This window comes from Ammoniphilus sp. CFH 90114, from assembly GCF_004123195.1.
Lineage (GTDB): Bacteria > Bacillota > Bacilli > Aneurinibacillales > RAOX-1 > YIM-78166.
On record NZ_SDLI01000008.1, the window covers coordinates 62,586 to 75,713 of the forward strand.

At 43.6% G+C, this 13,128-nt stretch carries 15 protein-coding genes; 5 read left to right on the top strand and 10 right to left on the bottom strand.

The annotated features are described in order from the left end of the window. Positions 1-3: 3 nt before the first annotated feature. Complete coding sequence (locus EIZ39_RS17650) at positions 4-1,029, bottom strand: sugar-binding transcriptional regulator (protein ID WP_129201415.1); 1,026 nt, start codon at positions 1,027-1,029, stop codon at positions 4-6. Between the two features lie 98 nt (positions 1,030-1,127). Further along, positions 1,128-1,817 (bottom strand): polysaccharide deacetylase family protein, encoded by a 690-nt coding sequence (locus tag EIZ39_RS17655; RefSeq protein ID WP_129201416.1) that lies wholly within the window; start codon positions 1,815-1,817, stop codon positions 1,128-1,130. A 109-nt stretch (positions 1,818-1,926) separates the two neighbouring features. On the opposite strand from EIZ39_RS17655, the gene uvsE reads away from it, so the two are divergent. Further along, positions 1,927-2,892: a UV DNA damage repair endonuclease UvsE gene (gene uvsE, locus EIZ39_RS17660; protein WP_129201417.1), complete on the top strand. Its 966-nt coding sequence runs from the start codon at positions 1,927-1,929 to the stop codon at positions 2,890-2,892. Between the two features lie 111 nt (positions 2,893-3,003). On the opposite strand, the gene EIZ39_RS17665 is transcribed toward uvsE, so the two are convergent. Together EIZ39_RS17665 and EIZ39_RS17670 are read right to left on the bottom strand one after the other, a co-directional pair. After that, entirely contained in the window at positions 3,004-3,426 is a 423-nt protein-coding gene (locus EIZ39_RS17665; RefSeq protein WP_129201418.1) for a hypothetical protein, read from the bottom strand. A 164-nt stretch (positions 3,427-3,590) separates the two neighbouring features. Continuing rightward, positions 3,591-5,186 (bottom strand): peptide chain release factor 3, encoded by a 1,596-nt coding sequence (locus EIZ39_RS17670; RefSeq protein ID WP_129201419.1) that lies wholly within the window; start codon positions 5,184-5,186, stop codon positions 3,591-3,593. A 198-nt stretch (positions 5,187-5,384) separates the two neighbouring features. Between EIZ39_RS17670 and EIZ39_RS17675 the strand changes: the two genes are divergently transcribed. After that, positions 5,385-6,632 carry an MFS transporter gene (locus EIZ39_RS17675; protein ID WP_164985155.1) on the top strand — a complete coding sequence of 416 codons (1,248 nt, stop codon included), beginning with the start codon at positions 5,385-5,387 and terminating at the stop codon, positions 6,630-6,632. On the opposite strand, the gene EIZ39_RS17680 is transcribed toward EIZ39_RS17675, so the two are convergent. From EIZ39_RS17680 to EIZ39_RS17690, 3 genes are read right to left on the bottom strand one after another with little or no spacing between them, the layout of a single operon-like run. Then, the gene (locus tag EIZ39_RS17680) at positions 6,558-7,211 is read right to left on the bottom strand and encodes a YdcF family protein (RefSeq protein ID WP_129201421.1); all 654 of its coding nucleotides are present in this window, start codon (positions 7,209-7,211) and stop codon (positions 6,558-6,560) included. The two genes, EIZ39_RS17675 and EIZ39_RS17680, sit on opposite strands and share 75 nt — an antisense overlap. Continuing rightward, the gene (locus EIZ39_RS17685) at positions 7,183-8,703 is read right to left on the bottom strand and encodes a hypothetical protein (protein ID WP_129201422.1); all 1,521 of its coding nucleotides are present in this window, start codon (positions 8,701-8,703) and stop codon (positions 7,183-7,185) included. Before EIZ39_RS17685 ends, EIZ39_RS17680 begins: the two co-directional genes overlap by 29 nt. Then, positions 8,700-9,230 (bottom strand): RNA polymerase sigma factor, encoded by a 531-nt coding sequence (locus EIZ39_RS17690; protein ID WP_129201423.1) that lies wholly within the window; start codon positions 9,228-9,230, stop codon positions 8,700-8,702. The genes EIZ39_RS17685 and EIZ39_RS17690 overlap by 4 nt, the downstream gene beginning before the upstream one ends. A 196-nt stretch (positions 9,231-9,426) precedes the next feature. On the opposite strand from EIZ39_RS17690, the gene EIZ39_RS17695 reads away from it, so the two are divergent. Both EIZ39_RS17695 and sspK read left to right on the top strand, forming a co-directional pair. Beyond that, a complete protein-coding gene (locus EIZ39_RS17695) occupies positions 9,427-10,293 on the top strand; it encodes an SDR family oxidoreductase (protein ID WP_240675859.1) in 867 nt (288 codons plus the stop codon). 55 nt (positions 10,294-10,348) lie between these two features. After that, positions 10,349-10,489, top strand: a complete 141-nt coding sequence (gene sspK, locus EIZ39_RS17700; RefSeq protein WP_129201424.1) for a small acid-soluble spore protein K — start codon at positions 10,349-10,351, stop codon at positions 10,487-10,489. Positions 10,490-10,553: 64 nt separating this feature from the next. On the opposite strand, the gene EIZ39_RS17705 is transcribed toward sspK, so the two are convergent. Continuing rightward, the gene (locus EIZ39_RS17705; protein ID WP_129201425.1) at positions 10,554-11,126 is read right to left on the bottom strand and encodes a nitroreductase family protein; all 573 of its coding nucleotides are present in this window, start codon (positions 11,124-11,126) and stop codon (positions 10,554-10,556) included. Positions 11,127-11,142: 16 nt separating this feature from the next. Next, the gene (locus EIZ39_RS17710) at positions 11,143-11,490 is read right to left on the bottom strand and encodes a DUF4260 domain-containing protein (protein ID WP_129201426.1); all 348 of its coding nucleotides are present in this window, start codon (positions 11,488-11,490) and stop codon (positions 11,143-11,145) included. Between the two features lie 206 nt (positions 11,491-11,696). On the opposite strand from EIZ39_RS17710, the gene EIZ39_RS17715 reads away from it, so the two are divergent. Continuing rightward, the gene (locus EIZ39_RS17715; RefSeq protein ID WP_129201427.1) at positions 11,697-12,077 is read left to right on the top strand and encodes an SET domain-containing protein; all 381 of its coding nucleotides are present in this window, start codon (positions 11,697-11,699) and stop codon (positions 12,075-12,077) included. A gap of 323 nt (positions 12,078-12,400) precedes the next feature. Here the strand turns inward: EIZ39_RS17715 and EIZ39_RS17720 are convergent, their stop codons facing one another. Continuing rightward, the gene (locus EIZ39_RS17720) at positions 12,401-12,988 is read right to left on the bottom strand and encodes a DUF421 domain-containing protein (protein ID WP_129201428.1); all 588 of its coding nucleotides are present in this window, start codon (positions 12,986-12,988) and stop codon (positions 12,401-12,403) included. Positions 12,989-13,128 lie beyond the last annotated feature (140 nt).

The window sequence follows — 13,128 nt, forward strand, 5'->3', positions numbered from 1 at the left end:
ACACTAAGGGTTTAACTTTAATACGCCTTCTGCCGCTGCTTCATCTATAATTAGAATATCGATAAATCCTACTTTTGAGATAGCGTATATGGCTTCCGCCTTATTCACTCCCCCAGCCAATCCAATGACATGTCTGGCCTTCTTCACATCCTCGAGCTGAAGACCCATCGTTTCCATACGGTAGATAATATTTCCTTGTTTGTTAAAATAATAACCAAAAGCCTCTCCCACAGCTTCTCCGAGCTCTAGAACCTTCAGCACTTCACTAGGGGCATTACGCCGGATAGCCATCTCCACCGCTCTTCCTATACCGTGAACGACCACTTGCGAAGAGCGAATAAGTGAGAGCATCTCGCTGATGTAAGGGTCCGCCTGTAAAGACTGATAAGCCGAAGCACCAAGAAAATCGGAAATATGCAACATACGGTATTGGGCTCCTAGCCTTTTCGCACAATTGGCCGCGATTTGGTTGGCTTGCAGCTCCACATTTTCCCCTAATCCACCACGTGCAGGGACAAACATGACATCAGGAAACTGACGTGAACTGCTCATCATCTCCGCCATCGTAGCAATTGTAGAGCCTCCCGTTACCGCAACGACATCACTCTCATGCAGAATAGATGTAAGGTGGTTGGCCGCAGCGCGGCCTAGCTCCTTCTTATCTACCTCCGATTCATGGGATTGACCAGGGACGACAATGACTCGTTTGACTTGGAGCACTCTTTGCAGCTCAGCTTCCATATCGGATAAACCGTACACATCTTTAATTAATCCTTCCAGAGTTTCAAGAATCTGTAGCCCTGTATCCGTTAGGAACATGCCTATGCTCTCTACATGCACAAGTCCTTGCTCCTTTAAAAAATCAACCTCTGCCCTTAAGATCCTTTCCGTCGTGTTTAACGAAGAGGCCAAACTGCGGCGGCCAATTGGCTGCTGCAGATAGATGTTCCTAAGAATGGAGAGGCGCTTTTGCATGACTTCAACTAAGTCTGGTACCAGCTTCAGCTGCAACGACAGAAACTCACGCATAGCCATTCTCCTCTTTGGTAAATTTTATTCTTATTCCTTCCATTATAAAATGATGGGACGCTATTTACAACGAAGGACAAATTGAGTCCCTTTATTCTTTATTTAATTTCCAGTAATTCTGATACCGTAACAAATTGATATCCATCTTGCTTTAAGTCGTGGATTAAAGAAACCAAGGCCTTCATGGATTCCTCTTGGTTCACTCCTCCATCATGAAAAAGCAAAATATCCCCAGCACCTACTTGATTCTCAATACTTCCCGCTATTACTTCAGCCGTGCGATCCCGTTTCCAATCCTTAGGATCGACAGACCAGTGAATCAAGTCATATCCTGCATCAAACGTCGCCTTAAGCACAGCAGGAGTTACGACACCCCCTGGGGGGCGATAACACTTAGGTCGAAATCCGGTAGCTCCTAGGATCACTTTTTCCGCACGCTTAATTTGCTGATAAATTTCTGGTCTTTTTAATTTCTTGATATCAGGGTGGGAATAACCATGGTTTCCAATCTCATGGCCAGCTTTGTGAATCCACTGCAAAATATGTGGGGCCTTTTCCGCCTGTATCCCAAGAACAAAGAAAGTAGCCTTTACTCCTTCTAAGTTCAGAGTTTCTAATAATATGGGGGTATACTTTGGGTCCGGACCGTCATCGAAGGTGAGAGCTACTACTTTTTTCTCCGTGTCGATCTTTAGGATAGGCGTGGCCTGATCCGTACCTGCGTAGGCAATAGGAAGGGACGAAAAGAACAACAAGAGAAGAAACATGGATAACGCTCTATATCTCATGGACTTTCCTCCTTTTACTCACTCTAAATTAGTATGATCCCGCAAAACAGGAATCATCCTTGGCATACAGTTTAAACTAAGACAGTGAGCGTGAGGAGGAGGATGTAAGTTGCGAGTTCGTTTAGGCTATGTTGCCTTATCTCTGGAAGTCAAGGACAGTTCCCCAAATAAGACGATCACTTGGAAAAACCTGCAGAAGGTCGACCCTAAGTATTACATATCAAGACTGCGTATTTTATCTAAAGAAAATCTCAAAAATCAACTCCGGTTACTTCGTTATAATCTAGGTGAGGAGATTATGGTTTATCGATTCACTTCAAAGCTGATTCCTTTAGCCACCCATGAAGCGGCTGCGGGCTGGAACTTCGCTGAAGATCTAGCCGAGGAGTTTGCCCAGATTGGAGAATTTGTCCGTAAGCATAAAATGCGGGTGGGTTTTCACCCTGATCATTTTGTAAATTTAAACAGTCCAAAGGAAGATATCGTGGAAAAATCGATTCAGGATTTACAATATCACCTTCAACAATCTCAAGCGATGGGAATGGATGAAAAGATGAAGTTTAATATTCATATGGGAGGGGCTTATCAAGATAAGCAGAAGTCCCTTAAGCGGCTGATTGATAATTGGAGTCAGGTACCTGAGGTTATTCAGAAGAGACTGACCTTTGAAAATGATGATAAAACGTTTACTGCTCATGAAACCCTGGAAGCTTGCCAAGCACTGAACATTCCCATGGTCCTCGATATTCATCATCATCGATGCAACCATGAGCATCAGGATCTCTCCTCTATCCTGCCTGATATTTTTGCTACGTGGAAGGACTCCGGTCTTCCTCCCAAGATCCATGTCTCTAGTCCAAGAGGGACGGAATCCTCTGCGGCTCTTCGAAGTCATGCCGATCTAGTCAATCTCCATGACCTACTTCCTTTTTTACAGCTGGCCAGCAAGCATACCGATGCGCTCGACGTTATGGTTGAGGCGAAAAATAAAGATCAAGCCTTAAAAGGGTTGATGAACGAGCTTGTCGCGCAGGAAGGCATTGAGAAAATAACTGAAGCTTCTTTTGAGATCTAACGAATAATAGCCTATGCCGTCTGAAAATCCATGAGGAATTCTCGACAGGCATAGGCTTGTCTTCAAATGTGGGAGTAATATTTGTGTAAAGTTTACCTTATCCATGCTGATCTAAACAGTGACCGTACGAATCAAATTCTTCTTCGTCTTCGTAATACTTAATCCTTCCCAGATATCTGGTGTGTTTGCAATCACTTCTACTAATTCTCCCCTATCATCATACACGTAGATCACATTATCACGGTCGAACTCGGTGTCACATTGCAAGCAATACCAGTGTTTCTCGGCCATAAGGTAATTCACTAGCTGTGTCTCTTGACATACGGGGCAGCTCTTCTGTTCTACCTTTCTCTTGCGATTATATCCTGTCTTGATCGTCTGTTTCTTCGGCAGGCTTAAGTTGAATTTAGAAAACCAAGCTCGCACGGTTTGTGGCGTGACATTCCACTTCTCGGAAATCCAATCCACAGTCTTGCCTGCACTCAAAAAACCTTTAAGCGTATCTTTATCCGGTGTAGTCTTAGTTCCTTTCATTCTATTTTTCGACTCCTTTTATATAAGAATACTCTAATTTTTAAACTTAAATATTTACTAATATGTATTAATACGAATTATCAAAGGAAGAAGTTTCGTTTTTTTTTAAAAAAAGTATAAAAAAAAGATGAGAAAGCACCCAGGCTCCCCTAGGTGCTAGATCACTACAGCTTAGATGGACTATCAACCAACCGGATATCGGGATATTTTTCTTGAGCCCAGCGCAATCCGAATTCATTCTGAAATAGAGCAACAAATCGGTCTTGCTTATCTTTTACAATGACATTGGTTCCACTGACAAACTTGTTCACAACATCCTTTGGTCCATCGACCCAACGAGCCAATTCGTAGCCTAAGCGATGCAGTTGAATATCTACACCATACTCCGCTTTCATCCGATGCTCAAACACTTCATACTGTAGGACCCCAACTACGCCAAGGATCATCTCGTCGATCCCCGTCCCATGGGTTCTAAACACCTGGATAGCCCCTTCTTCCGTAAGCTGATCGACCCCTTTATGAAACTGCTTGTATTTCATAGCATCCTTAACCGTTACCTTAGAGAAATGCTCTGGAGCAAAGTGAGGCATCTCATCGAAGGTAAAGCTTTCTCCTACACACAAAGTGTCTCCAATTTGAAAGAGACCCGGATCATACAATCCAATAATATCTCCCGGATAAGCTTCCTCAATGATCTCACGCTCTTGAGCAAAAAATTGCTGAGGCTGAGATAATTTAATCGTTTTCCCTGTTCGTACGTGATTTACGGCCATTCCACGCTCGAAGTGACCCGAGCAGATGCGAAGGAACGCGATTCGATCACGGTGAGCTGGGTTCATGTTGGCTTGGATTTTAAATACATATCCTGAAAACTGAGCACGATTCGGCTCTACGGGACCTTTCTCACTTTTGCGTGGGCCTGGAGTTGGCGCTAAGGTTAGGAAATGATCCAAGAAGGTCTGAACCCCAAAGTTATTAATGGCACTTCCGAAATAAACAGGCGTTAATTCCCCTTTTTGAACTCGTTCCATATCGAAAGGATCTCCCGCTACATCTAGCAGTTCGATATCATCCATGACTTTTTGGTAAAGAGATTCGCCTAGAAGGTTAATCAGAGCATCTTTATTTCCATCAATGACTTCCACTTCATCTTTTTCATAGTAATGTCCATGCTTGTAGAGAACGACTTCGTTTTCGTTACGGTCATAGATTCCCTTGAAATCCTGACCCATGCCAATCGGCCAGTTCATCGGGCACGAACGGATGCCCAATACTTCTTCAAGTTCTTCTAACAAATCAAGAGGCTCGCGTCCCTCACGGTCCATCTTGTTCACAAACGTAAAGATCGGAATTCCTCTCATGCGACAAACGGCAAAGAGCTTTTTCGTCTGAGCCTCTACCCCTTTCGCCGCGTCAATCAACATCACGGCACAGTCGGCTGCTGTTAAGGTTCGGTACGTATCTTCACTGAAGTCTTGGTGACCTGGGGTATCAAGAATATTAACTTTAATGTCCTTGTACGTAAATTGCATCGCACTGGATGTAACCGAGATTCCACGCTGCTTCTCAATTTCCATCCAGTCGGAAGTTGCAGTCTTCTGAGATTTACGCCCCTTCACAGCACCTGCTAGCCGAATAGCTCCTCCAAAAAGTAAAAGTTTTTCCGTCAGGGTCGTTTTCCCTGCATCCGGGTGAGAAATAATCGCGAAAGTTCTTCGGCGATCGATCTCCGGTAGCAACCTTGAATTGGTAGTATTCATTATAAAATCTCCTTGAGTGAGAATGAATTTTTTTAACAATATACAACCATTCATTGTACATTTATGTTCCGGAGAAGTCTAGGGGTAAATCCTAGAGACTTTTTTTACTCTACATAAAAAAGGGTTGATTTCCCATTTAATTATAATTATAATAGTTACAAATAAGAAATTATTTCACGAAGAAAGAAGATGGCTTTTATGAGTAGAATTCTAAAAGATAGACGACTTTACAGCTTACTTACTGCTAATATCTTTTCCTCTATTGGGTCTGGTATTACCATGATTACGATTCCTTGGTTGTTGGTCAATCGAGAAGGTGGAGAGCAGCTCTTCGGCTATGCGGCGCTGAGTATGACTTTACTCTTGTTTTTCGCTTCTCCTTATATCGGGACGTTAATCGATCGTTTCCCACGTAAGCAGATGCTGCTCTTTAGTGAGATCTTTGGTTTTACCGTGATTGCTACCCTGGCTTTTTGGGGATTTTTCTCTGGGCACTTCGAAACCTGGCAATTGATCTCGATCTACGCAGCCGGCTCTTTATACTATTCTTTACACTATCCTACTCAATTTGCTTTTACTCAGGAGATCTTTGAGAAGTCTCAATATCAATCACTTAATAGTGTCATGGAAATCCAAAACCAAACCGCCTCCATGGTTGCCGGAGGGCTAGCTAGTTTACTTATTGATAAAATCAACTTATCGTATCTGCTCATGCTTGATGCTGCCACTTATATTATCGGTTATTTCCTTATCCTCTCTATTCCTTATATTCAACACCAATCTGGGGCTGCTAGAGAGAAGTCTACCGTATGGAACAATATGAAGGAAGGGTTCCTCTATCTAAAGGATAAGCCCTTATTTACCCTCTTTTTCATCTGTTCGCTTATGCCGTTTATCGGAGTCATGGTGGGGAATTACTTATTTCCTGTTTATATCTCCAAGATACTTCAAGCGGATGCTAGTGTGATGGGCCTATCTGACATGGTTTATGCCATTGGAGCGGTTCTCGCAGGGTTTACCCTTCCTATCCTTATTAATAAATTAGGCTCCTATCGCGCTGTCGCCATTACGGTTGCCGTGTTCACGATAGGAACGCTTATTACTGCCTGGATCCCAGTGGTTAGTCTATTCCTTTTCCTCAAGATTGCTTTAGGCTGGGGAAATGCAGGAGCTCGGGTGGCAAGGAATACCATTCTAATGGAAACTGTACCGAACCATCTGATTGGTCGGGTCAACAGCTTCTTCAATGCCGTAGGCATGGGACTACGAGTCTGCCTCATTGGTCTGTTCAGTCAGACCATTGTTTATACAGGTGCATCGGTTTCCTTATCTATTATGGGAATCGTCCTAGCCTTCGCTCTTTTTGGTGTACTATCGAGTCGCAGCCTGTTCACGGTTCAGAAAGCTGATCTCATACCTGCCACCAGCAAACCAACGGCCCTTTAAGGTATATTCAGCAAGTGCCAAACACTCCCGAAGCGTATAATACACGACATTCAATGGAGTTAGCATGACCGGTTCGGCACTTGCTTTTATCCCTATATCACGTGCCATCATTAGGGCTCGATACGTATGAAAACCGTGCGTAACGATAATAGACGACTTCAGTCCATGATTCTTCATCACGTCTTGACTAAATGTAAGATTCTCCCACGTACTCGTAGAGCGATCTTCTATCAGTACATCTTCTTGAGGCACTCCCTGTTTTGCTAGGTAGTCCCTCATCACCTCAGCCTCAGAGTATTCTCCCCGTCCTACCCCACCGGAAACAATGATTCGCGGGGCCATCCCATTCTGATATAGCTCGATCGCGACATCTAGTCGCTCTCTCATAGCAGGACTCGGTTTGCCATTCCAAACGGCAGCTCCAAGAACAATAAGACAATCGCTTTTAACGCCCTCAGATGTTTTCCACGTATTGACGATCTTCCAACTGGTATAACCAAAATAAGCAACCGATGCCAGCATGACTGCCAGCATCGGGAAGAGCCACTTTCTATTTTTTAAGAGGAATAATCTCATCATCAACCTTCAACGTCCCATCCTGCTGGAATTCATAGGAGCCAATGTACTCTTTTTCTATTGGAGGAATCACTTCCTTGCCTGATTCCAGGTCCACCACATAAAGGTACATCTTCGCTACAGACTCAGGAGGGAACCCATGTACACGAAAGGCAGCTAACTTCCCATCTGGGGAAAGCTTCGTTTGACCATCAAGGGCAACTGGCTCATTAAAGTCTGTTTCGAAAAAGGACTCATACTGGTTGGTTGGCAAATGGTAAATCCCAAACCGCATTCCAAAGGTCTTCTGATCAACGGTATAGACGGAGCCTATCAATTGCTTTTCTCCCTGATTAGGTCCATTAAAATGATACTGATCATAGAGGCGACTCTTGGATTGCGCCACTAAGTTATCAACAGGCAAGAATTCGCCCTGATCAAGATGGACAGCATAGAGTTTTTCCGTGCCATGGAATGAAACATCAAAGACAGGACTTCCTACCTTTACGATAGCCACCCTAGGATTCTCATTGACTGGAACTGAAATGTCCTTCACGTACTGCCCTTTGCTGAACTTAGGAAGCAATATTTCTCTATACTCCCAAGCGCTCTGGTTTTGCGTATTCACTCCATAAAAAGCGTGACTGCCAGGGTTATAAACTAATAGCTCCTCATCACTGACCCACGCCACCTCCCAGTTTGCCCTCTGTTCTGGAATATCAGTGCTCACTTCATTCGATTGTTTCGTGATCTGACCATACAAAGGCTTAAAGGTTAGCTCGTCTTCTAACAACTGTCCCACTATCCATTCCCCTCGGTTCTCCATTGCTAGATAAGCCTGGTTCCCAGCAGGAGACCACTCCATGGTATGGGTCGTATCATAACCAGGTTGAGGAAGATTCGCCACCTCAGCAAAGGTTCCATCCGCCTTGAAGAGTAGGACGTGAGCGTCTCTCTTTATCTCTTTGTCAGGTACAAGCACTTCATCTTCTAAGAACCAAATGTAGAATTGGCCTTGCTGATTCGGGAAAGGATAGCTTTGTGACGTGATAATCTGAGTTTTCTCCGTTTCATAGAGAAGGACTCCCCGATTTTCTATTACAGCATAAAGTTTCTTTCTATCAGGAGTTGTATATAAGGCTAGGTTATGTCTCCCCTCATAATCTTGGTCCAACAACTCTAGTTGATTCGTATCAATCGTTTCCCAAGAATCCATCTGCATAGTCAGGGTCTGATTAGGCATCGTTTCAGACGGATCAATATTTGCCATATGGTTGTCTTGGTTGTTAATCCAACCTATAAGGTCATTTTGATAAGCCATCACCCCAACCAGCAAAGATGCAGCTATCGTCCCAGACCAAGCTACTCTACGAAAAAATTTTCTTTTTCTACTCGTCTCCCTAGCCTCTTGCAAAAATTCGGCTTTCAAACGGGCTTCAAAGGCCGGATCGGGTCCAGGAGACGTATACTGTTGTAACGATTCGATAATCTTCTTTTCGGCAGATTCTTGTCTCATCGGATCTCCTCCTTTACCCAATTTTCCGTAGTGACCAATGTTCTCAACTTAGCTAATGCTCGGTTCTGTGTTACGCTCACTTGATTAGGCGATATATCCAAATACAAGGCCGTTTCTTGAACAGAAAGCCCCTTAATAAATCTAAGATAAATAACCGATCTCATCTTCTCTGGCAAATGCATGAGCATCTTATAGATCGAGTCCTTTTGCTCCTTTTTCTGTAGGATCTCCTCAGGTAAGTCAAAGTCATCTGCCGCCTCATAATCTTCAGGAATATGATTTTTCCAGAAGGTCATGAATTTCTTTGTTTTCTTTTGTCTTGTAAAATCAATGACCGTCCTTCTAGCAATGGTGTATATCCAAGTCGAGATGGAGCTGTCCCCTCGAAACTGATGGTACGAGGAGGCTACTTTCATAAAGACCTCTTGGGTAATGTCTTCAGCGTCGGCTTTATTCCCTACCATATAGTACACATAGTGATATATGGAGTGGAAATTCTCTTGAAACAATCGTTCAAAATCATCCATATTTGTTACCTCCCCCCAATGAGTTGGCTATTTTGTTGCCATGGGGTTGTTATCTATTTATTTAGACGAAGAAGCTATCTGTTTCTTACAACTCTTAAAAAAGAATATCATGAAAGAAGCTATATTGGGAAAAGAAAAGGAGAATGGGGCATCCTTTAAAGTGTAAATAAATACACGTTAAAGGAGTCGATTCTTCGTGACCCATACAATCGGAACAAACGGCTTCCCTCCCCAGCATCAGAATCAGCAGCCAGGGATTGAGGCCGTCATGAATCCTCGCCCCGTGTCCGCTCAGCCAGGGGCCAATGGCAATGGAAAGCTTCATAATAAAGTAGCTATCATTACAGGTGGGGACAGTGGAATTGGCCGTGCCGTTGCCTATGCTTTTGCGTTGGAAGGAGCCGATCTCGCAATTGTTTATCTTAATGAGACGGGAGATGCGGAAGAAACGAAGCAGCAAGTCGAAAGCTTGGGAAGGCGCTGTATTCTGTTTGCAGGTGATATTAGGCAAGAAGCATTCTGCCGTCAAGTGGTGGAGCAGACCGTTCAAGAGCTTGGCGGGCTGGATATATTGGTTAATAACGCTGCGGAACAACATCCGCAAAAAAGCATTTTGCATATCACGACCGAACAATTGGAGAAAACCTTTCGAACGAATGTGTACTCCTTTTTCCATTTTACAAAGGCTGCCCTGCCCCACTTCAAGCAAGGCAGTTCGATTATCAACACGGCGTCTGTAACAGCTTATAAGGGAAACGAACAACTCATTGACTACTCCGCGACAAAGGGAGCCATCGTTGCTTTTACCAGGTCCCTCGCTTTGCAGCTTGCTCCTTCGGGGATTCGTGTGAATGGAGTGGCCCCTGGTCCAATTTGGACGCCTCTAATTCCTTCCACGTTCACCGAACAGGAAGTAGCAAAATTCGGTATGGACACGACCATGAAACGAGCTGGACAACCAGCAGAAGTGGCTCCGTGCTATGTCTTCTTAGCTTCTAATGACTCCTCTTATATGACGGGACAGATGCTTCATCCCAACGGTGGGATCCCTGTTAACGGATAAACCATTCAAAACCGGGAAATTTATAGAAGGATCATCTATTTAAGGAGTGAAAAAAATGGTGCGAAACAAGGATAACCACTTCCCTGGTGACCGTGAAATTGAAGATCCAAAAGCAAAAGCCGCACACTCTCCCCTAAAGCCGAACGGACAAACTGCCCCTCGGCCACAAGAGAGAATGGCGAAAAGAACGGAATAGGTGAAGGTAAAAAGAGAAAGGCATCCCCACAGCTTAGGGAATGCCCTTTCTCCTTATCTATCTCCTAGTTCTCTAACCAAACCGTCTTCAGAGAGATCGGCTTGCGCATTCCTGGCTTTATCACCTGATCTGGGTAACCTACGTAGACAAAACCTAAAAGATGCTCTCCCTGTTCCAATCCGAAGAATTCCTTCAACTTAGGTTCATACGTAATTCCGCCCGTTCTCCAGATCGTACCCAGGCCAAGCTCATGACCTGCCAGCATCATATTTTGCACGGCACAAGCGACGGCCTCAATCTGTTCTACCTCAATCACTCTAGCATCATCCGAAGATCGTGAAGCCACTGCAATAATAATGGGTGCACGCAAGGGATTGTTTCTTTGTCTATTTAAGCGTTCTTCTATTTCTGTCGGGTCTGCTGAGTTTAGCGAGTCACGTAGAATGGTAGCCATCGCTTCCCCCAACCGTTCTCTTGCAGCGCCTGTCAGCACGAAAAATTTCCAAGGCTCCGTTCGAAAATGGCTTGGGGCCCAATTTGCCGCTTCCAGCATTTTCTCAATTGATTCTCTTGGCGGCATATCCGTCTTCATCTTCCCAATCGATCTTCTTCCTTTAATAGCTTCCCATAACTCCATATCCGCTCTTCCTCCCTTATACTCTCTGAAGATGAGTATCCTTGAAATCCGTCGGGTACTTCAAACCGTAACCTAACATGCGATCCATTCCAATATGAGCTCCCCAGATGAATCCGTACATTAATAAAGCTTCTATCCCAACAGCCAGACTTATCAAAATGAAAGCCATAGGCCACAGGTATGTATGAAAAATATTATATGCGATAGCTCCAGCATTCTTTCCAAACAAATAACCTAGCATAGATAGATCCGGTACAAGCAGCAGTAGGAAAAAGGTCAACCAGCTATAATCGTGATGGGCGTAAAAGTAGATGCAGGTAATCACCACCGTCAAACCTTCCAACTTTAGCAGGAGCTTGTTCATCAATCCCCATCCTTCACTTTTAATTAGCTGATCAATTCTATCATACACCATTTGCATTCATTTAAGAATGACTATTATGATCAGTTGGGTGCATTTTACTGGAAAATACCAACAAATCCGGGTTCTGAGCATATCAGGAGTTGAAGATGCTTCCTACACATGCTATCCTAACAACTATGATCATTTCAAACGAATAGGTGGTAAACATGGTTGAAGTAAGAACTTCCACACTGAGCAACGGAGCATTCAATAGAGGAGTATTTGCAACACGGGATATCAAAGAAGGTGAGCTGCTCCACGAAGCTCCCGTCATAGCGTATCCGAATGAGGAGCACATCCACATCGAGAAAACACTCCTTGCTGACTACGCATTTGAGTATGGCGCCAATCATACAGCCTTTCTTCTTGGATATGGCATGCTTTTTAACCATTCTTATGAGCCTAATGCGAGGTACGATATTAACTTTGATAATCACACATTCGACTTCTTTGCCTACCGCGATATCAAAGCCGGGGAAGAAATTCTAATTAACTATAATGGAGAAGAGGATAATGACGATCCGTTGTGGTTTAATGAAGAAAGTTAAATACTAATTAAATTTTGACTTACATCTACTCTTACGGAGTAGATGTTTTTTTTGCTAGATGGAGTGAGTAGTAGCCTATCCTTCATAACGGAAGAAATTCCGGTTATTCTTAAACTTGATCGTTTTTTGTTTGAAATAGCAGGAGAAATTCCGCCTATTCACCTAAAAACGAAGAAATATGGCTACTTCACATCAAATCGCGGAACATATTCCGCTTATTTTAGCCCTTTTTTGCCCAATTACCAAAATAACGGAAAATCCTCCGGTTACCCGAGAAATCCACGACCAGGCATAAAAAAAAAAGACCCGGTTCACTCCAGGTCTCATGATAGATGTTTAGGTATTTCCTGTGTATGACCATCTTGTATTACCTCTTCGAAGATACTTTCCTGTGAGGCCCCTGGTGGGATGACAGCAAAGGGGAAGTTCGCCTTCAATAGCTCCTCTAATTCTCCCTTGGTTACCGGTTGGGCATGGGGCATAAGTTCATAACCAAACTCCCCATTGTCTTCGATGGTTCCTGACTTGATGTCCTTGAAGCTTGATAATCCTACAAGCCTCATTCTTTTTTCTAAGTCATCTACCGTTAAACGAAGCGACTTTAAGTTATGAACAAGAATCTTCCCTTCCGAGATAACTGGAATAGATTTCCCTTTAATAACCAACTCTGCATTATTCCATTTCATAGAAACCCATTCTACTAAGGCTAAAAAAGCAATAAAGGTTCCTGTGGCTAATATGGATTGAGCTAACCCCTTTCCAGCTACCTCGGAACCAAGAATCGATCCGATCGTTATCATAATGGCCACTTGTGCAGGTGTCATTAACGCGATCGATTTACGACCACCTATTCGAAGAAATAGTACACCGACCATACCAAGTAAAATAGATTGCCAAAATACAGTGAACACAATGGATTCCACCTTTGATGTTTTTCCATATTTTAACCAATTGGATAAAATCGATGAGTTACTCCTCCAACTATCCGGATAATTCGCCTTCAGTTACTGGAAGACATATCTAATACTAAAAAGCAGCCCCAGGAAAACAA

What these genes read in the sequence shown, in the direction of transcription:
- EIZ39_RS17690 (WP_129201423.1), bottom strand. Translation starts at nt 9,230, where the DNA reads ATGGATGATTTTGAACGATTGTTTCAAGAGAATTTCCACTCCATATAT.
- EIZ39_RS17665 (WP_129201418.1), bottom strand. Translation starts at nt 3,426, where the DNA reads ATGAAAGGAACTAAGACTACACCGGATAAAGATACGCTTAAAGGTTTT.
- EIZ39_RS17710 (WP_129201426.1), bottom strand. Translation starts at nt 11,490, where the DNA reads ATGAACAAGCTCCTGCTAAAGTTGGAAGGTTTGACGGTGGTGATTACC.
- EIZ39_RS17655 (WP_129201416.1), bottom strand. Translation starts at nt 1,817, where the DNA reads ATGAGATATAGAGCGTTATCCATGTTTCTTCTCTTGTTGTTCTTTTCG.
- EIZ39_RS17705 (WP_129201425.1), bottom strand. Translation starts at nt 11,126, where the DNA reads ATGGAGTTATGGGAAGCTATTAAAGGAAGAAGATCGATTGGGAAGATG.
- EIZ39_RS17715 (WP_129201427.1), top strand. Translation starts at nt 11,697, where the DNA reads ATGGTTGAAGTAAGAACTTCCACACTGAGCAACGGAGCATTCAATAGA.
- EIZ39_RS17650 (WP_129201415.1), bottom strand. Translation starts at nt 1,029, where the DNA reads ATGCGTGAGTTTCTGTCGTTGCAGCTGAAGCTGGTACCAGACTTAGTT.
- EIZ39_RS17675 (WP_164985155.1), top strand. Translation starts at nt 5,385, where the DNA reads ATGAGTAGAATTCTAAAAGATAGACGACTTTACAGCTTACTTACTGCT.
- EIZ39_RS17680 (WP_129201421.1), bottom strand. Translation starts at nt 7,211, where the DNA reads ATGATGAGATTATTCCTCTTAAAAAATAGAAAGTGGCTCTTCCCGATG.
- sspK (WP_129201424.1), top strand. Translation starts at nt 10,349, where the DNA reads ATGGTGCGAAACAAGGATAACCACTTCCCTGGTGACCGTGAAATTGAA.
- EIZ39_RS17670 (WP_129201419.1), bottom strand. Translation starts at nt 5,186, where the DNA reads ATGAATACTACCAATTCAAGGTTGCTACCGGAGATCGATCGCCGAAGA.
- EIZ39_RS17685 (WP_129201422.1), bottom strand. Translation starts at nt 8,703, where the DNA reads ATGAGACAAGAATCTGCCGAAAAGAAGATTATCGAATCGTTACAACAG.